At 57.8% G+C, this 18,238-nt stretch carries 14 protein-coding genes; 5 read left to right on the top strand and 9 right to left on the bottom strand.

Features of this window, described 5'->3' with window-relative positions; genetic code table 11:
- Positions 1-156 precede the first annotated feature (156 nt).
- The 3 genes from K3169_RS09965 to K3169_RS09955 are packed head-to-tail and all read left to right on the top strand — an operon-like array spanning position 157 to position 5,641.
- On the top strand, positions 157-1,401 hold the full coding sequence (locus K3169_RS09965; protein WP_027900528.1) for an exonuclease SbcCD subunit D C-terminal domain-containing protein: 1,245 nt from the start codon (positions 157-159) through the stop codon (positions 1,399-1,401).
- Positions 1,398-5,042, top strand: coding sequence for an AAA family ATPase (locus K3169_RS09960; RefSeq protein ID WP_263271273.1), 3,645 nt, complete (start codon positions 1,398-1,400; stop codon positions 5,040-5,042). The genes K3169_RS09965 and K3169_RS09960 overlap by 4 nt, the downstream gene beginning before the upstream one ends.
- Entirely contained in the window at positions 5,039-5,641 is a 603-nt protein-coding gene (locus K3169_RS09955; protein WP_263272252.1) for a glutathione S-transferase, read from the top strand. The genes K3169_RS09960 and K3169_RS09955 overlap by 4 nt, the downstream gene beginning before the upstream one ends.
- A 138-nt stretch (positions 5,642-5,779) precedes the next feature.
- Here the strand turns inward: K3169_RS09955 and K3169_RS09950 are convergent, their stop codons facing one another.
- From K3169_RS09950 to K3169_RS09915, 8 genes are all read right to left on the bottom strand, one after another.
- The gene (locus tag K3169_RS09950; RefSeq protein ID WP_049826970.1) at positions 5,780-5,983 is read right to left on the bottom strand and encodes a hypothetical protein; all 204 of its coding nucleotides are present in this window, start codon (positions 5,981-5,983) and stop codon (positions 5,780-5,782) included.
- Entirely contained in the window at positions 5,980-6,153 is a 174-nt protein-coding gene (locus K3169_RS09945) for a hypothetical protein (RefSeq protein WP_263271272.1), read from the bottom strand. Before K3169_RS09945 ends, K3169_RS09950 begins: the two co-directional genes overlap by 4 nt.
- Before the next feature lie 574 nt (positions 6,154-6,727).
- A complete protein-coding gene (locus K3169_RS09940; protein ID WP_027900531.1) occupies positions 6,728-6,910 on the bottom strand; it encodes a hypothetical protein in 183 nt (60 codons plus the stop codon).
- A gap of 177 nt (positions 6,911-7,087) precedes the next feature.
- A complete protein-coding gene (locus K3169_RS09935) occupies positions 7,088-8,257 on the bottom strand; it encodes a lactonase family protein (protein ID WP_263271271.1) in 1,170 nt (389 codons plus the stop codon).
- 95 nt (positions 8,258-8,352) lie between these two features.
- Positions 8,353-8,643, bottom strand: a complete 291-nt coding sequence (locus K3169_RS09930) for a DUF5629 family protein (protein WP_263271270.1) — start codon at positions 8,641-8,643, stop codon at positions 8,353-8,355.
- Positions 8,644-8,712: 69 nt separating this feature from the next.
- Positions 8,713-10,071 (bottom strand): MFS transporter, encoded by a 1,359-nt coding sequence (locus tag K3169_RS09925; RefSeq protein ID WP_122703616.1) that lies wholly within the window; start codon positions 10,069-10,071, stop codon positions 8,713-8,715.
- Positions 10,072-10,284: 213 nt separating this feature from the next.
- Positions 10,285-11,277, bottom strand: a complete 993-nt coding sequence (gene araD1 / locus K3169_RS09920) for an AraD1 family protein (protein ID WP_263271269.1) — start codon at positions 11,275-11,277, stop codon at positions 10,285-10,287.
- 122 nt (positions 11,278-11,399) lie between these two features.
- Positions 11,400-12,716, bottom strand: a complete 1,317-nt coding sequence (locus K3169_RS09915; RefSeq protein WP_263271267.1) for an MFS transporter — start codon at positions 12,714-12,716, stop codon at positions 11,400-11,402.
- A gap of 202 nt (positions 12,717-12,918) precedes the next feature.
- On the opposite strand from K3169_RS09915, the gene K3169_RS09910 reads away from it, so the two are divergent.
- Both K3169_RS09910 and K3169_RS09905 read left to right on the top strand, forming a co-directional pair.
- Positions 12,919-14,664 (top strand): IlvD/Edd family dehydratase, encoded by a 1,746-nt coding sequence (locus tag K3169_RS09910; protein WP_099269669.1) that lies wholly within the window; start codon positions 12,919-12,921, stop codon positions 14,662-14,664.
- 287 nt (positions 14,665-14,951) lie between these two features.
- The gene (locus K3169_RS09905) at positions 14,952-15,674 is read left to right on the top strand and encodes a FadR/GntR family transcriptional regulator (protein ID WP_027900538.1); all 723 of its coding nucleotides are present in this window, start codon (positions 14,952-14,954) and stop codon (positions 15,672-15,674) included.
- 134 nt (positions 15,675-15,808) lie between these two features.
- Here the strand turns inward: K3169_RS09905 and K3169_RS09900 are convergent, their stop codons facing one another.
- Positions 15,809-18,193 (bottom strand): RND family transporter, encoded by a 2,385-nt coding sequence (locus K3169_RS09900; RefSeq protein ID WP_406643964.1) that lies wholly within the window; start codon positions 18,191-18,193, stop codon positions 15,809-15,811.
- Positions 18,194-18,238: the final 45 nt, after the last annotated feature.

Here is an 18,238-nt window from a genome sequence, read left to right as displayed (position 1 = left end):
TGTGGGAGCGGTGCTTGCACGCGATACATGAGACGCAGGTGGAAGAGACTCCGCGTTATCGTTTATCGCGGGCAAGCCTCGCTCCCACATAAAAATTGCACAGGTTCAAAAGCGCATTCAACCGGCCAAGCCCCCAATTCAGGATTGAGATTACCCATGCGACTGTTCCACACCTCCGACTGGCACCTCGGCCAGAACCTTCACGGCCAGGAGCGGGACTTCGAACACGCCAGCTTTCTGACCTGGCTGCTGGCCCGACTGAAAGAGCGCCAGCCCGATGTACTGCTGATCGCGGGAGACATCTTCGACACCGTCAACCCGCCGGTCAAATCCCAGGAGCGGCTGTACGACTTCATCGTCAGCGCCCACGAGCAGCAACCGTTGCTGACCATCGTGATGATTGCTGGCAACCACGATTCCGGTTCGCGCATCGAACTTCCCGCGCCCCTGATGCGCCGTTTGCGCACCCATGCCCTGGGCCGCGTACTGTGGCTCGATGACGGCACGCTGGATGTCGAACGCCTGTTGCTGCCACTGCCCGACGCAAAAGGTGAAATCGGCGCATGGTGCCTGGCCCTGCCTTTCCTGCGCCCTGCTGAAGTCACCGGCGCGACACTGGGCGACGATTACTTGCGTGGCATTGGCCGCGTACACGAACTGCTGATCGAAGCGGCTAATCTGAAACGCCAGCCGGGTCAGGCGCTGATCGCCATCAGCCACGCCCACATGGCCGGTGGTTCGGTGTCGGAAGACTCCGAGCGCAGCCTGATTATCGGTAACGCTGAAGCTCTGCCCGCCAGCCTGTTCGGCCCGAGCATCACTTACGTCGCCCTCGGCCATTTGCACAAACCGCAGCGGGTCAACGGCGAAGAGCGCATTCGTTATTGCGGCTCGCCCATTCCTTTGTCGTTTTCGGAGATTGGCTATCAACACCAGATTCTCGAAATTGACTGCGACGGCGAGCAACTGCGCAGCGTCGAAACCCTGCTGATTCCCCGCGCCGTCAATCTGCAACGAATCGGCCCGGCACCGCTGGCCGAGCTGCTGTTGCAGCTTAAGGATTTGCCGGACATCGACTTGTTGGCCGACGTTGATCGCCAGCCCTGGCTGGAAGTTCGGGTCCGCCTGGACGAACCGCAGCCGGACCTGCGTAACCAGATCGAAGAAGCCCTGCAAGGCAAAGCCGTGCGCCTGGTACGTATCGGCGCCGAATATGCCGGTAAAGGCAGCAGTGACGGTGGCGACAGCGACGAAGGCCTGATCGAGCTGGATCAGCTCAGCCCCCAGGAACTGTTCAGCCGCGCGTGGCTGGATAACTACGGCAGCGAGGTCGACGAACAAACCCTGAGTGACTTCGCCACGCTGCTGCAGGAAGTCCAGCTGGAGAGCGAGCAACCATGAAAATTCTCGCCATCCGCCTGAAAAACCTCGCCTCCCTCGCGGGTCCGTTCGAACTGGACTTCACCGCAGAGCCGTTGGCCAGCGCCGGTTTGTTTGCCATTACAGGGCCGACTGGTGCGGGCAAAAGCACCTTGCTCGACGCACTGTGTCTGGCGCTGTTCGGGGCCATCCCGCGCCTGAGCAACATCGGCCAGTCACGGGTTCCGGAAATCGACGGCGACATCAGCACCAACGATCCGCGCACCTTGCTACGGCGTGGCACCGGCAGCGGTTATGCCGAGGTGGATTTCGTCGGCATAGACAAACGCCGCTACCGCGCTCGCTGGGAAACCAACCGCGCACGGGATAACGCCACGAAAAAACTCCAGGCCAGCCGTCAGACCCTGACCGATCTGGACAGCGAACAGATCCTCAGCACGCAGAACAAATCCGAATACAAAACCATGCTCGAGGCCCGTCTGGGCCTGAACTTCGAGCAGTTCACCCGGGCAGTCATGCTCGCTCAGAGCGAATTCAGCGCCTTCCTTAAAGCGGATGACAAAGAGCGCAGCGAACTGCTGGAAAAGCTTACTGATACGGCGATCTACAGCCAGTTGGGCCGCCGGGCTTTCAGCAAGAGCAAAGAGGCAGAAAAGCTCTACGAGGATCTCAAGCTAATGGCGACGGGCATCGCGCCCATGCCACCGGAGCAGCGCGCAGAACTGGAGCAACATTTCAGCGAAGCCCAACAACAGCTCAAAACTCAGCAGGCGCAACAGCGTCAGCTGGAACTCAAGCAGCAGTGGCTCACCGAACTGCTACGCCTGCGAGACGAACACCTGAGCGCCAGTGAACAATTGGCCAGCGCCCAGCAGGACTGGGAAAACCAGAGCAGTCAGCGTCAGTTGCTCGGCCAGCTGGAACGCCTTGCCCCGCAGCGGCACCTGTTCGCCCAGCGCCATCGACTCGACGCCCAGTTGAGCCCGCTCAGTGCGCAAATCGCCGAGCACGTGCAACGCCAGAATGACCTGCAAGCGCGCCAAACCGGGCTTGAAGAAAAGCTGCTCGCCGCCACTAGCGCTCTTGAACTGGCCGAACAACAGAAAAAAACCGCCGCGCCGATCATCGGTCAGGCGTTCGAACAGCAAGGCAACCTCACCCAACTGAACAAGGAACTCCAGGACGCAACGCTCCACGCCGAAGCGGCCGAGCGCACAAAAGCCGACAGCCAGGCGGCGCTGAATCAATTGCTCGATCAACAGCGCTTGCTGGATGAACGCCTGCAAAGCATTGCCGGGCAATTGGAAAAAAGCGCCGTACTCGCCCCCCTGAGTAAAGCGTGGACGGCCTATCGGCCGCGCTTGCAGGAAGCCGTCAAACTCAGCGCGCGGCTGAATAAAGGTCGTGAAGAACTGCCGGAGCTGGAAAAGAACTCGACCCGTGCCGAGCAGGAGCTGACTGACCGACGCAACGCCCTGCAAGGGCTGTACAGCGAAGCACAGGTCAAAGCCGAAGCGGTCAATGCCGAGATCCAGCGTCTCGGTCAATTGCTCCACGACAATCGTCAGCAACACAGCACCATCGATTCACTGGAGCGCATCTGGCAACGGCATCAGGACATCGAAAAACGTCTGCAGGATGTCGAGTTGCAGCAACAGCAGGCCAATGAGCAGCGCAACAAAAGCATTGCCAGCGGTCTGCAGCTCAAGACCGAACACGAAGCTGCCGAGCAGGCGTTGAAAGTCACTGTCGAGTTGCTGCAGCGTCAGCGTCTGGCCCGCAGCGCCAGCGTTGAAGAGCTGCGCGCTCAGTTGATTGATCAGCAGCCTTGCCCCGTGTGTGGCAGCGAAGATCATCCTTATCATCAATCTGACGCCCTGCTCCAGGCGTTGTCCGGCCATGACGACAGCGAAGAAAACAGTGCGCGGTTGAAGGTCAGCCAGCTCAGCGAAAAACTCGCCGAGTTGCGTGCAGAAGTCACCGAACTCAATGCACGCCTGAAACAGGCCCGGCCGCAACTGGAACAGCTCACTGAGCAACTGCAAAAGCTCACGCCTGAACTTGAAGCGCATCCGCTTTATGCGCGCTTGCTGGAACAACCCGAACAGCTACGCAGCGACTGGCTGAGCGAGCGGCTGCGTGCTTTGACTGAAGAAATCGCCACCAGCGAGCAGCGCCAAAGACTGCTGCTCAAAGTGCAGCAAGATGCCGAGCAGTTGCAGCAAAACGTACAAAGCGCCCGTGATGCCAGCCAGCACGCGATGAAAATGCTCGACGATCAACAGCGCAATATTGCGCTGGACAATCAGGCCTTCGAAGCCGCACTGCAAGAATTCGAACCGCTGCTGCCCGCCGAAAGCCTGTCACGCTGGCGTGACGCGGCCACCGACAGCTTCATGCAACTGGACAACGATATCGCCCAGCGTCTGGAACAACTGGACCGCCAACAGGAAGAACAACAGGAACACGCTGAGCGCGCACGTCGGATCGAACGCGAACAGGACAGCCAGCACAATCTGGAACAGGAGCGTGCGAAACAGCAACAACGCCTCGCCGACCTGCAAGCCCAGCAACTGGCCAGCCAACAACGCCTGGCTGAAATGCTGGGCGACCACACCAGCGCCGAGCAATGGCAGCAGCAACTTGAGACCGCGCAGGAACAGGCACGTCGGGCGCAAGCCGCCGTCAGCGATGAGCTGCAACAGGCACGTAGCGAGTTGATCAAACTGGCCACAGGGCTCGAAAGCGAACAGTCGCGCTTGCAGGCATTGCAGCAAGAGTTGGCCGAGCTGGATCAGCATATCAACGAGTGGCGCAGCGCTCATCCCGAGCTGGATGACGCCGCCTTGGAGGTGCTGCTCGGCTACAGCGACGAAGGTGTCAGCCAGTTGCGTCAACAATTGCAGCAGAGCGAAAAGACCCTGGAGCAAAGTCGCGTCCTGCTTCAGGAACGGGACAAGCAATTGCAACAGCATCAGGCCCATCACAGCGACGTGACCGATGCCGAACAGTTGACCGCTGCCTTGCTGGAGGCGCAAAAGCTGTGCGCCGAACAGGAACAGCAATGCGCTGATCTGCGCGCGCAACTTAGCGAAGACGAGCGCCGCAACAACGCCAGCCGCGAATTGCAGGAGCAGATCGCCAACGCTTATAGCGAATACCAGCGCTGGGCAAGACTGGCGGCGCTGATCGGCTCGGCCGAAGGCGACCGATTCCGCAAGATTGCCCAGGCCTACAACCTTGATTTGCTGGTGCATCATGCCAACGCCCAGCTCAAGCAACTGGTGCGTCGTTACCGCCTCAAGCGCGGCGGCAGCATGCTCGGGTTGCTTGTGATGGACACGGAAATGGGCGACGAACTGCGCTCAGTGCATTCCCTGTCCGGCGGCGAAACCTTCCTGGTTTCATTGGCGCTGGCACTCGGGCTGGCCTCCATGGCATCGAGCACGTTGAAAATCGAATCGTTGTTTATCGACGAAGGCTTCGGCAGCCTCGACCCCGAATCCCTGCAGTTGGCCATGGACGCGCTGGATGGCTTGCAGGCTCAAGGCCGTAAGGTCGGGGTGATCTCCCACGTGCAGGAAATGCACGAAAGGATTCCGGTGCAGATTCAGGTGAAGCGTCAGGGCAATGGCTTGAGTACGGTCGAGGTCAGTAACTGATGACTGCCGTGCTTTATTCGTTCCGTCGCTGCCCTTACGCCATGCGTGCCCGTATGGCCCTGCGCTATGCAGGCTGCGCCGTGCAGATCCACGAAGTCAGCCTCAAGGCCAAACCGCCGGAGATGCTTGAGCGCTCGCCGAAAGGTACGGTGCCGGTTCTGGTGCTTGAAGATCAGGTAATAGACCAGAGCCTGGACATCATGCACTGGGCGCTGGCGCAGAATGATCCGGATGGCTGGCTGTTGATCGACAATGGCGACGGCCGCCGGGACATTCAGGCGTTGATCGAAGAGAACGATCAGGTGTTCAAGCAGCATCTGGATCGCTACAAATACTTCGTGCGCCACCCGGAATATCCGCAGGCGCATTACCGTCAACAGGGCGAGGTGTTCTTGCAGAAACTGGAAGCGCGCTTGAAAGACCGGGATTTTCTGATAACGGATCGATTGAGTCTGGCAGATACCGCGGTCGCGCCGTTCATACGGCAATTCAGCGCGGTGGATCCGGATTGGTTCGCGACAAGTCCGTATCCGAAGTTGCGTGGCTGGCTGGATCGGTTCATTCAGTCAGCTTTGTTTAAAGCAGTGATGGTGAAGTAAAAACGGATTTCAGGAGCACACCGTCCCTGTGGGAGCGAGGCTTGCCCGCGATAAGGGCACTGCAGATATCAGGACTATCGTATTCAGCCTTATCGCGGGCAAGCCTCGCTCCCACAGAGAAATACATCGTCCCGTCCGTCACACAACCACCCCAACCTTCTCCGGCCGGTTCCCCGCCAACACTTTCTGCGCCCGGGATAGCTCGATAGCCTGAGCGATTTCATACCGGCATTCGATATTGCGCGCCACCCCGCCGACCGAGTTCTGACCAATCCCCAGCAACGTGCTGCCATTGATCATGACTGCAAGCCCCGCAGTCACCCACATTTTGCCGCCACTCACGATGCACGCTCCTGAGTGTTCAGCGCTGCGCGATCAACCAGCGTTTGGGTAGAGGGTGTTGTCAGTTGCGGATTCATGCTGGTAACAGTAACCACTGCAATAAAAACCACATAAAGCGACATGGCGATGTAAGCGCCTTGTTTAATGGAATGAAGAATGGCAGTGGCCATGGGTGTAACTCCGTAAGTTCCAGTGTTGTGTAGCCAGGCCGACAGGATCGTGGAAAACCGGAGTATTGAAAAACGATGGCTGGAGATAGCCAATATCAGTTGGGTTGATTATTGGGAGGATTAATCAAACCGATTAAAAATCCTGACCGAAAACACGATCCCTGTGGGACCGAATTTATTCGGGAAGGCGGTGTTTCAGAAGATACATATCCAGAGGATACACTGGCCCCTTCGCGAATAAATTCGCTCCCACAGGAATTGTGGAAAGCAGGTGTATAGAGAATCACCCCCCCATAAACACAACATAAAATTCGCATAAAAAAAGCCCGCATCCTATGAGAGACGCGGGCCAAGAGGGGATTCATCCGGCGCTTTCGCGAGCAGGCTCACTGGCAGAATTTGCATGGCTCTGATACGCGATGATCAGAAGGTCGCAAAAACCTGGGTAAGCGAACATGCTCGCGAAAGCGGCAGTGATCTATTAACAAAAGCAACAATCAACAACAGTGCTGTTCAGAAATCCATTCCCGGGTAGCGATACATTCGTTAACCGGGAATGGATTCAATCGCTTGTTCATTGTTGAGTCTTGTGATCCAGTGCTGCGTAGAAATTAGCACTTTGCTGCAAGTATTTAGGGGTATAAGTCTGGGTGGCGTGAGCCTTCTTGTCGGACACATCAACACTGGCATGGGCAGGCAATGCAACAGTGGCGGAAATGGCAGACGCGGCAATGATGGAGAAGATATTGAAGTTCATGGCGTTAACCCTCGGATGTTCTATTGAACTACGTTTCAAGTCTTGACCGTCTTGGCCGTGACTCAAACTTACCCCCGAGGGCGGCTCAGCCGAAATGTTTTGTAGCACTAGCTCATATCACTTGAATTGATAGAACCCCAAGCCCGCATGAATAAAGGGCTTGGGGTTCTCACAGCATCACTTGCCGGTCAGGAATCGGAAGTCCGAGGGCGAATCGAAGTCGAGCTTTTGCACCGTGTCACCCAGCAAACCGGTTTTCGGATCGACTTTCACCGTGACGATCTGGTTGCTCTTCTGGTTGGCGATCAGCATGAAATGGCCGCTTGGATCGATGCGAAACTCACGTGGCTCTACACCTTCAACAGAACGACGCTGCACTTCCTTGAGCTGCCCTTTGGCGTCGATGGCAAACACCAGCACTTGATTGGCTTCGCCACGATTGGCAACGTAAAGAAATTTGCCGTCCGGCGAGGTGTGCAAACCACCGGCGCCGACTTTCTGCTGCGCATCCTTGTTCTTCAGGTCTACCAGTTGGGTCTGCTTGAACACACCGTCGTGATAATCAAAGACTGCAACCTGCGCGACCATTTCCAGGGTCAGCCAGGCGTGCTTGCCATCTTCACTGAACAGCAGATGACGCGGGCCGCTGCCAGCGGGCAATTGCACCGTTGGCGTTTTGGCCGGTTGCAAAGGCTTGGCGCGATTACCGTCGTAGCTGAACACCAGCATCTTGTCGGCACCGAGATCGCTGGTCACCACGTACTTGTCATCCGGCGTCGGGATCGCCGAGTGGACGTGGGAAGACGCCTGACGCTCAGGATTGACCTTACTCGCGCCATGATCATTGCTGACCTGAACGACTTCGGACAGCTTGCCGTTCTTGTCCACCGGGATCACTGCCAACGCTCCACCCGGATCGGGTTGCACCGCATAGTTGGAGACGAACAGGAAGCGCTGGTCCGGGCTGAGGCTGGAATGCGTCGGCTCGTCACCCTGGCTCTTCACCTGATTGATCGGGGTGATCTGATGGGTCTTGGCATCAATGGCAAAACTGCTGACCTTGCCGACGACATCTTTTCCGCCGGGACCGTTCTCGTTGACCACGAACAGGTGGCGCTGATCTTTGGAAAGGGTCAGCCAGGACGGGTTGTCAGTCTTGACCACTTGCAGGGGTTTGGCATCGAGCTGGCCGGTCTGGCTGTTGAAGCGGTACCGGTAAATACCTTCGCTGGAAGCCTGGGTGTAAGAACCAATCAGTACATCGTATTCAGTCATGCTTTGCGCCTGTATGGGAAAAGCGCTCATTGCGCCGGCCAGTGCCAGCCAAGGCAGAAATGTACGAGTCATGGGCAGAGCCTTCTTTTTTCAGGTTGTTAGTGGGCGCCATCGACGCGCGAACAACGTTTAGGACAGGCTTGCCGCTGATTGGTTTTATCCGCAGGTCAGTCCTCTTGTACGTCTTCTTCGTCGTCTTTGCTCGGCGTGAACGCTTCGAGGCATTTCATGCGGTGCTCATTTGTGCCGTCAGTGATCAGCCAGCACTGCTGAGCATCATCGAAGGTCGCAGCATTGACCTGCTCCATCGTGAAACGCCAGGTCTTGCGCTCGCGACCATCCATGCACTCGAGGGTCAGAAAGTCGCCCAGAAAGAAATCCCAGGCATGCAGCCCGTCAATTTCCAGCATCGTGGCGTCTTTCAGGGCTGCGCTCATCGTCGTCGGATTGGTGGTCATGGCAGTCTTCGTCTGTGTAAAAGCGCGAATGATAGGCCAAAACCACCTTGGACAGAACCACCGTCACAATCAGGCAGTCGCTTCAACTGCACCCGCCGAAGGTTTGTCATGGGTGGTTTCGCGCACGTAATAACGGTTCGGTATCCCCCAGATAATCAGCGCCATGGCCAACACGCAGACTGCGCATAGCACGTACAAAGCCGGCGTCGCCGCACCGGTCAGGTCCTTGACTCGTCCGACCATGAACGGCGCGATGATCCCGCCCAATTGACCGATGGAGTTGATCAGCGCAATACCTGCCGCTGCCGCGAGACCGCTGAGAAAACGTGGCGGGATGGTCCAGAAAATCGGCATCCAGGCGATGATGCCGGTCATGATCATGGTCATGCCGATCATCAAGGGCAGCAGTTGACCGGGGAAGACGGCACACACCAGATACCCCGCCGCCGTGAACAACGCGCAGCCCGCCATGTGCCAACGGCGCTCACCGCGTCGGTCGGAGCTCGCACCGATCAGCAAATTGCCGACCACTGCGCCTACATAAGGAATCACGGTCAGCCAACCGATGGTCATGGTGTCGGCAACACCGGCGCTCTTGATCAACTGCGGCATCCAGAACAGCAAGCCGGTCAGGGCCATGACCAGACACAGGTAAATCACCGACATCACGTAAGTGGTCGGGTGCTTCCAGATGTCCTTGAAGGTTTGCGGGGTCTGGGGCTGGACTTCACGCGCCATACGCGCCAGCACGACTTTTTTCTCGGCGTCGTTGAGCCACTTGGCGTCTTCGATGCGATCGCAGACGAACCAGAACACCACGATGCCAAGCAACACCGACGGCAGGCCTTCAAGCAGAAACAGCCAGCGCCAGCCAGGCATGCCCAGCACGCCGTCGAAATGGTTGAGAATCAGCCCGGCAATTGGCCCGCCGACGATACCGCACAGGCAGATCGAGCTTTTGAAATAGGAATTGACCCGCGCGCGACGGTTGCTCGGATACCACTGGGTAAAGAAATACAGCACGCCTGGTACGAAGCCCGCTTCCATGACCCCGATCAGAAAGCGCAGGGTGTAAAACCAGAACTCGGTCTGCACAAACATCATGCACGCCGAAGTGATGCCCCACGTGACCATGATTCGTGCGATCCATACCCGGGCGCCGATCTTGTGCAGGAGCATGTTGCTGGGGACTTCGAACAGAAAGTATCCGACGAAGAACAGGCTGGCCCCGAGGCCATAGACCGTCTCGCTGAAACCCAGATCGCTTTGCATCTGCAACTTGGCAAAGCTGATATTGACCCGGTCCAGATAGGCAAACAGAAAGCAGAGGATAAACAGCGGGATGATCCGCCAGTTCACCTTGCGATAGATCTTGTCCTCGAAAGCATCCGCATCGAACGCTTCCACTGGCGCAGTGTGGGTGGTCATGTGCGCACCTCCTTGTTGTTATTGGAGTGTCGGGTGTTGGTACTGACTTGAACTGAAACGCGATTTTTGTGGGAGCTGAGCTTGGTCTGGGCGGCATTCCGACGATAAGGGCACCGCAGATATCAGGTCAATCGCATCCAGCCTTATCGTCGGAATGCCGCCCAGACCAAGCTCAGCTCCCACAGGGTTAAATCGCATTCCTATGGATGATCATCACAATTGCCCGATCCCGCCCGGCAAAAATGCGGCTTCGGTCTTCTCGATCCCGTTCACCAGTGGCTTGCCGAACTCCGCCTGGCTGATCTGGAACTGATCCCCCGGCTGGGTGCGCACGCCATCGGCAAAGGAAAGTGTAGCGGTGCCGAAAAAGTGCACATGCACATCACCCCGACGCAGGAACTGGCTGTATTTGAAGTGGTGATACTCGAGGTTTTCCAGGCTGTGGCACATGTTGGCTTCGCCACTGAGGAACTCCTTCTCCCAGATCACTTCACCGTCGCGCAGCACGCGGCTGGTCCCGGCCAGGTTCTGCGGCAGCTCGCCAACCCGCAGTTCCGGGCCAAAGGAACAGGCACGCAATTTCGAGTGAGCGAGGTACAGGTAATTACGGCGCTCCATGATGTGATCGGAGTATTCGTTGCCGATGGCGAAACCCAGGCGATACGGTTTGCCGTCGTTGCCAATCACGTACAGGCCGCTGAGTTCGGGTTCTTCGCCGCCATCTTCGGCGAACGGCGGTAGCGCGAAGGCAGCGCCGGGGCGCACGACGATGCTGCCATCGCCTTTGTAGAACCATTCCGGCTGAACACCCGCCTGCCCGGCTTCAGGCTTGCCGCCCTCCACGCCCCATTTGAAGATGCGCATGGTGTCGGTCATCGACGCTTCGTCACCCGCTTGCTGGTGCATTTTGTCCCGTGCTGAAGCGCTGCCCAAGTGAGTCAGGCCGGTGCCGCTGACCAGCACATGGGAAGGATCAGGATGGTCCAGCGGCGGCAGAATGCGCAGATCCTGCAACAGTTGCGCGTAATCATGGCTGTCGCCAAGGCCCTGTTTATCGACCTGCTGCGCCAGACCGATACCGGCGTCGATAGCGGATAACGCCAGATCACGCACGCTCTGCGCGCCCTGCACTTCACGGATCACATCGCCGTCCACCAGACCGACGCGACGCTGGCCATTGCTGAGTTCGAATTGCACTAGGTTCATTGGGATCTCCTTTCAAAATTTACTAACGCACCTTTCGGTAGGAGGCAACTTGTTGGCGAAATGCAGAACGCGGTGTGCCAGACACGCCGCCTCGCGAACAAGTTCGCTCCTACCGTTATTAATCAAGTGCGGCCGCGGGCGCTGGCGGCGAAATCGCTGGCGGGCAGCACATGCTTGCGCTCCAGCAAGTGGTAAACCACGCCGGTCAAAACCAGTCCGAAGACCATCACGCCGGACAGGAAGTACAAGCCCGAAGCCAGATTGCCGGTGTATTCCTTCAGCGCGCCGATCACGAACGGACCGATGTAGCCGCCCAGATTGCCCACCGAGTTGATCAGGGCTATCCCGGCCGCCGCACTGGCGCCTGCAAAGAAACGGCCGGGCAAGGTCCAGAACACTGCGGTGCAGGAGAACAGCGCGAAAGCGACCAGACACAGTGCCGCCAGTTGCGCGACCGGCAATGTCAGCCAGGCGCTGAGGAAAAGGCCGATCGCGCCCAGTACATAAAGCACCGCGAGGTGTCCGTAACGGTCATTGAGTCGGTCGGAACTGCGCGGGACAATCAGCAGGCCGATGATGCCGAAGATGTAAGGCACAGAGGACACGAAGCCGGTGACCAGATCTGTGCCGCCAAACTGTTTGATCAGTGTCGGCAGCCACAGGCCCAGACCATAAATGCTCAAGGTCACGGGCAGGTAAAACAGCGCCAACAGCAGAACGCGTTTGTCTTTCAGGGCGTGTAACGGATTGCCGTGACGCGTCTGACCGTACTCTTCCAGGTCCTTTTTCAGTTCGCCGGCAAGCCAGTTTTTTTCTGTCTCGTTCATCCACTTAACCTGCTGTGGACCATCTGGCAGCCAGCGCAGCACCGGCCAGGTCAGCAGGATGGCCGGGGTGCCGATGACGATAAACAGCCACTGCCAACCGTGCAGACCCAGCACGCCATCCATGCCCAGCAAACCACCGGACACCGGGCCAGTAATCATCATCGCGATGGGTTGGGAAAGGATAAACAGGCCAAGGATCTTGCCGCGATGGCGAACCGGGAACCACTGCGTGATGTAGTACAGCACGCCCGGAAAGAAGCCCGCCTCGGCCGCACCCAGCAGAAAACGCATCACATAAAAGCTGTGCGGCCCCTGCACGAAGGCCATACCAATGGTAATCGCGCCCCAGGTGATCATGATCCGCGCGAACCAGCGACGAGCGCCGAAGCGTTCGAGCATCAGGTTGCTGGGGATTTCAAACAGGAAGTAGCCGATGAAAAACAGCCCTGCGCCCAGCCCGTAGGCCGCGTCGCCGATACCAATGTCCGCGCCCATGTGCAGCTTGGCAAAACCCACGGCAGAGCGGTCCACATAAGCGATCAGGTAAAGCAGGATCAGGAAGGGAATCAATTTCAGGGTGATGCGGCGAATAAGCCTGAGTTCCTGGCTCATGTGTGCGATCTCCAATTGTTCTTGTTATGGAGTGGAGATCGCCTCTGGCCTGAAGCATCTGTATGCAGCCGCCACGGTCGTCCCTCACTTGAAATCGACTATATAGTATTACTATTTAGCTAACAACTCTTCCAATGGCGCGAATTTGCGCTTAACTTAAGCAGCAGAAAAGCCATTAAGTCTTACAATAAGAGAGCTGATCATGTCTGATTCCGATAAAAAACCCCTGCGTTCTGCCCAATGGTTTGGTACTGCCGACAAGAACGGCTTCATGTACCGCAGCTGGATGAAGAATCAGGGCATCGCCGATCACCAGTTTCAGGGCAAGCCCATTATTGGCATCTGTAACACATGGTCCGAACTCACCCCTTGCAACGCCCACTTCCGGCAAATCGCCGAGCACGTCAAACGCGGCGTGATTGAAGCAGGCGGCTGGCCGGTAGAGTTTCCGGTGTTCTCCAACGGCGAATCCAATCTGCGCCCCACCGCCATGTTTACCCGCAACCTGACCAGCATGGATGTCGAAGAAGCGATTCGCGGCAACCCCATTGATGGCGTGGTGCTGCTCACCGGTTGCGACAAAACCACCCCCGCCCTGCTGATGGGCGCGGCCAGTTGCGACGTGCCCGCCATCGTTGTCACCGGTGGTCCGATGCTCAACGGCAAACATAAAGGCAAGGACATCGGCTCCGGCACCGTGGTCTGGCAAATGCACGAGGCTTATAAAGGCGGACAAATCACTCTCGACGATTTCCTCGCGGCGGAAGGCGACATGTCCCGTTCGGCGGGCACCTGCAACACCATGGGCACCGCGTCGACCATGGCGTGCATGGCAGAAGCCTTGGGCACTTCCCTGCCCCACAACGCGGCGATTCCAGCCGTAGATTCCCGACGTTATGTGCTGGCGCACATGTCCGGGATGCGCGCCGTAGAAATGGTCAAAGAAGACCTGCGCCTGTCGAAGATTCTGACCAAGGCGGCGTTTGAAAACGCGATTCGGGTCAATGCGGCCATTGGTGGCTCTACCAACGCGGTGATCCACTTGAAAGCCATCGCCGGACGCATCGGTGTCGACCTGGAGCTGGACGACTGGACCCGCATGGGGCGCGGCATGCCGACCATCGTTGACCTGCAGCCTTCCGGACGCTTTCTGATGGAAGAGTTCTACTACGCCGGTGGCCTGCCCGCCGTGTTGCGGCGTATGGACGAGGCCAATCTGCTGCCCAATCCCGACGCGTTGACCGTTAATGGCAAATCCATCCGCGAGAATACTCAGAACGCGCCGATCTACGGCGAAGACGAAGTGATCCGTGCACTGGACAACCCGATCCGCGCTGACGGCGGTATCTGCGTGCTGCGCGGCAACCTCGCACCACTGGGTGCGGTGCTCAAGCCTTCGGCCGCGACCGCCTCATTGATGCAGCACCGCGGCCGCGCCGTAGTGTTCGAGAACTTCGACATGTACAAGGCACGGATCAATGATCCGGATCTGGACATCGACGCCAACTCGATCATGGTCATGAAAAACTGCGGGCCCAAGGGTTATCCGGGCATGGCCGAAGTCGGCAACATGGGCCTGCCTGCAAAACTGCTGGCCCAGGGTGTGACTGACATGGTGCGGATTTCCGATGCGCGCATGAGCGGCACGGCCTACGGCACAGTGGTTTTACACGTGGCCCCCGAAGCCGCAGCCGGTGGCCCGTTGGCGGTGGTGCAGGAAGGTGACTGGATCGAACTCGATTGCGCCAGCGGCCGTTTACACCTGGATATTCCCGACGCCGAACTCGCCGCACGCCTGGCCGACTGGCAGCCCCCGCAACAACAGCAACTGTTGGTGGGCGGGTATCGCGAGCTTTATGTGAAGCATGTGCTGCAGGCCGACCAGGGTTGCGACTTTGATTTCCTGGTGGGTATGCGCGGGGCTGAGGTGCCAAGGCATTCTCACTGATAGATAGACAATCCCGTTGGAGCGAGGCTTGCCCGCGAAGAGCGATTACTCGGTAAACCTGATACACCGCAGCGACTGATTCGCGGACAAGCCCAGCTCCAACAGAAGAACGCAATCTAATGTGGGAGCAGAGCTTGCTCGCGATAAGGTACATGCGATCCAAGGTGATCCGCGTTCAGCCTTATCGCGAGCAAGCTCTGCTCCCACAGGCCCATAGCAGTCTCCCACCGCGCAACGCCGATGCTATGATGCCCCGCACTCATCGCTCAGGATCGACTTGCGTCCCCATGGATTACCGAAAGCCTTCCGACCGTAAAAGCATGCACGCCCGCATCGTCCAGGAACTGGGCATGCAGATTGTCTCCGGGCGTTTCAAGCCGGATGAAAAGCTGCCAGCCGAAGCCTTGCTCTGTGAGGAGTATGCCGTCAGCCGACCGGTGTTGCGTGAAGCCACCCGGGTATTGGTGGCCAAAGGGCTGGTGTACTCCCGGCCACGCGTCGGTACGGTGGTGAAGGCCCGTCGTGAATGGCATCTGCTCGACCCGGATGTATTGCACTGGATCATGCAGTGCACGCCACAAAATGAATTCTTCAATTTGCTGACCAGCGTTCGTGCGGTCATCGAACCCGCTGTTGCCGCCCTCGCCGCACAACACGCCACCGATGAAGAGATCGCTTCGATTGGTGAGGCTTACCAACGCATGGAGGCTGCGCCAAATCCTGAAGCACTGTTACAGCCCGACCTGGATTTTCACAGCCGGATTGCCGACGCGACTCACAACGACTTGCTCGCTCACCTGTGCAACATGCTTTCACTGGCATTGCGTGAGGCGCTCAAGCACTCCAACCAGCGTCCCAACCTGCATGAGTTGGCGTTGCCGCGCCACAAGGCAATCCTTACCGCCATCGAAAATCGCGACGCATTGGGTGCAAGGCATGCAACGCTGGTGCAGCTTGATGATGCGCGCAATGCGTTGAGTGTGGTGTTGGGGCGGGAATTGGGGTTGTAACGGTTAATCGCATTTACATTGTGGGAGCCGGGCTTGGTCTGGGCGGCATTCCGACGATAAACGATAACGCGGTGTGTCTTCTGGCGGCGTCTCATGTATCGCGGGCAAGCCCGGCTCCCACAGGTCCTACTCCACTAATGTGAAAACAAAGAATTCCCCACCTTGCCGGCCATTTTCTCCGGTTTGATCAGGAACCGCGCCAGTGCTGGCAGCAGCCACAGTGCGCCGAACATGTTCCACAGCAACATGAAGGTCAGCATCAGGCCCATGTCGGCCTGGAACTTGATCGCCGAGAAGATCCAGGTGCACACGCCAATCGCCAGACACAACCCGGTGAACAGCACTGCTTTACCGGTGGACTTCAGGGTTTCGTAATACGCTTCCTGCAACGGCAGGCCTGCCCGCAGGAAGCTTTCCAGACGGCTATAGATGTAGATGCCGTAATCGACACCGATCCCCACCCCCAGCGCCACTACCGGCAAGGTCGCGACCTTGACGCCGATGCCCATGAACGCCATGAGCGCGTTACCCAGCACCGAGGTCAGCACCAGCGGCAAGACGATGCACAGCGTCGCCGCCCACGAGCGGAAGGTGATCATGCACATGGCCGCCACACAGATGTAGACCAGAATCAGGATGGTCAACTCGGAGCGCTTGATCACCTCGTTGGTGGCTGCTTCGATCCCGGCGTTGCCTGCTGCCAGCAGGAATTCCAGGCCTTCACGATTGTTTTCGGCGGCGAATTCCTGCACAGCATGCACGGCACGATCCAGGGTTTCGGCCTTGTGGTCGTTAAGAAAAACCAATAACGGCGCCAGTGAGCAATCGTTGTTGTACAGGCCATCGGCCCGGGCAATGGAGCTGTTGAGTACGTCTTTGTTGCGCGACAGGGCTTCCCATTTCAGGTTGCCCTCGTTCATGCCCTTGATGACCTGTTTGGAGACTGTGACCAGTGATATTGCCGACTGCACGCCCGGCGTGTTCTCCATCTTCCAGGTCAGTTCGTTGATGGCGGACATGGTCGGGTAAGCCGAGCAACCTTCGCGAGGCGTCTTGACCATCACCACCAGCACATCGGAGCTAGTGGAGTAGTGGTTGATGATGAAGCTGTTGTCCTGGTTGTAGCGCGAGTCGGGACGCAGTTCCGGCGCCCCCTGATCGAGGTCGCCGATCTTCAGATTCTGGCTGTACCAAAGTCCACCACCGAAGGCCAGCAGCGCCAGCACGATGGACACCGGAGCGACTTTGGCGCTGGCAAAGCCTGACAGCAAACGCCAGAACGGATGTTCGGAGACGGCATCTTGCTTGCTGCGGCTCACTGCCCTCTTACTGATACCCGCGTAGGAAATGGCGACCGGCAACAGAATCAGGTTGGTGAACACGATGACCGCCACACCAATCGATGCGCCGATGGCCAGCTCGCGGATCACTCCGATGTCGATGATCAGCAACGTGATAAAACCAACCGCGTCCGCCAGAATCGCGATCATGCCCGGCAGGAACAATTGACGGAACGTGCGCCGCGCTGCGGTCAGGGCATTCTCGGCGTCACTGGATTGCAGCGCAATGCCGTTGATTTTCTGCACCCCGTGGGAAATACCGATGGCGAAGATCAGAAACGGCACCAGCATCGAATACGGGTCCAGACCGAACCCCACCACATGCATCAAACCCAGTTGCCAGACCACCGCAATCAGCGTCGTACTCAATACGGCAACGGTGCTGCGAATACAGCGCGTGAACCAGATCAGCAACACCAGCGTGATGACAAACGCGACACCAAAAAACAGCACAACCATCACCAGACCATCGATCAAGTCACCGACTTTTTTGGCAAAGCCGACGATATGAATCTTGATGTTGGGGTTCTGAGCCTGGTATTTGTCGCGGATCTTTTCTTCGAGCTGGTGGGAAAACTGCTGGTAGTCCAGCTTGAGCAGTTTGCCCTGATCCTCAGGGTCCGGATAAGACTCCATCAGCGGCACATCAACGATGCTCGACTTGAAGTCGTTGGCCACCAGACGCCCGACCTGCCCGGACTTGAGCACATTGTTACGTAACTGATCGAGGCTATCGTCGGAACCGTCGTAGCTCTGCGGAATGACCTCACCACCGGCAAAGCCCTCCTCCGTCACTTCCGTCCAGCGCACGCTGGGGCTCCACAGGGACTTCAGGCCTGAACGGTCAACACCGGGAATGTAGAACACCTCGTCGTTGATTTCCCGCAGGGTCTCCATGTATTGCCTGGAAAATATGTCGCCATCCAGCGCTTCGACCGAAATCCGCACGGTGTTGCCCAGATTGGCCAGATCGTTACGGTGCTTCATCATGTTCTGGACGAAGGGGTGATCCAGCGGAATCATTTTTTCAAAACTGGTCGATGGCCTAACCAGAGTCGCCTGCCAGAACAACAGGATGCTGACCAGCAGGCAGATGACAATCACTGCCGGCCGATTATTGAAGATCAAACGTTCAAGGAACGTTGCCTTATCGTCGCTGTGCTGCTGAGTGTCGTGCAGATTACTCATCCCGGAATTTCCCCGCCCTGATTGTTCTGATTGTTC

Source organism: Pseudomonas phytophila, assembly GCF_025643095.1.
Taxonomy (GTDB): Bacteria; Pseudomonadota; Gammaproteobacteria; order Pseudomonadales; family Pseudomonadaceae; genus Aquipseudomonas; species Aquipseudomonas quasicaspiana.
Note: the sequence above shows the minus strand (reverse complement) of the source record. Positions and strands in the feature narration are given on the sequence as shown.

Coding starts and splice junctions, on each gene's coding strand:
- K3169_RS09915 (WP_263271267.1), bottom strand. CDS start 12,716: ATGAGCCAGGAACTCAGGCTTATTCGCCGCATCACCCTGAAATTGATT.
- K3169_RS09905 (WP_027900538.1), top strand. CDS start 14,952: ATGGATTACCGAAAGCCTTCCGACCGTAAAAGCATGCACGCCCGCATC.
- K3169_RS09945 (WP_263271272.1), bottom strand. CDS start 6,153: ATGGCCACTGCCATTCTTCATTCCATTAAACAAGGCGCTTACATCGCC.
- K3169_RS09935 (WP_263271271.1), bottom strand. CDS start 8,257: ATGACTCGTACATTTCTGCCTTGGCTGGCACTGGCCGGCGCAATGAGC.
- K3169_RS09910 (WP_099269669.1), top strand. CDS start 12,919: ATGTCTGATTCCGATAAAAAACCCCTGCGTTCTGCCCAATGGTTTGGT.
- K3169_RS09960 (WP_263271273.1), top strand. CDS start 1,398: ATGAAAATTCTCGCCATCCGCCTGAAAAACCTCGCCTCCCTCGCGGGT.
- araD1 (WP_263271269.1), bottom strand. CDS start 11,277: ATGAACCTAGTGCAATTCGAACTCAGCAATGGCCAGCGTCGCGTCGGT.
- K3169_RS09965 (WP_027900528.1), top strand. CDS start 157: ATGCGACTGTTCCACACCTCCGACTGGCACCTCGGCCAGAACCTTCAC.
- K3169_RS09925 (WP_122703616.1), bottom strand. CDS start 10,071: ATGACCACCCACACTGCGCCAGTGGAAGCGTTCGATGCGGATGCTTTC.
- K3169_RS09930 (WP_263271270.1), bottom strand. CDS start 8,643: ATGACCACCAATCCGACGACGATGAGCGCAGCCCTGAAAGACGCCACG.
- K3169_RS09940 (WP_027900531.1), bottom strand. CDS start 6,910: ATGAACTTCAATATCTTCTCCATCATTGCCGCGTCTGCCATTTCCGCC.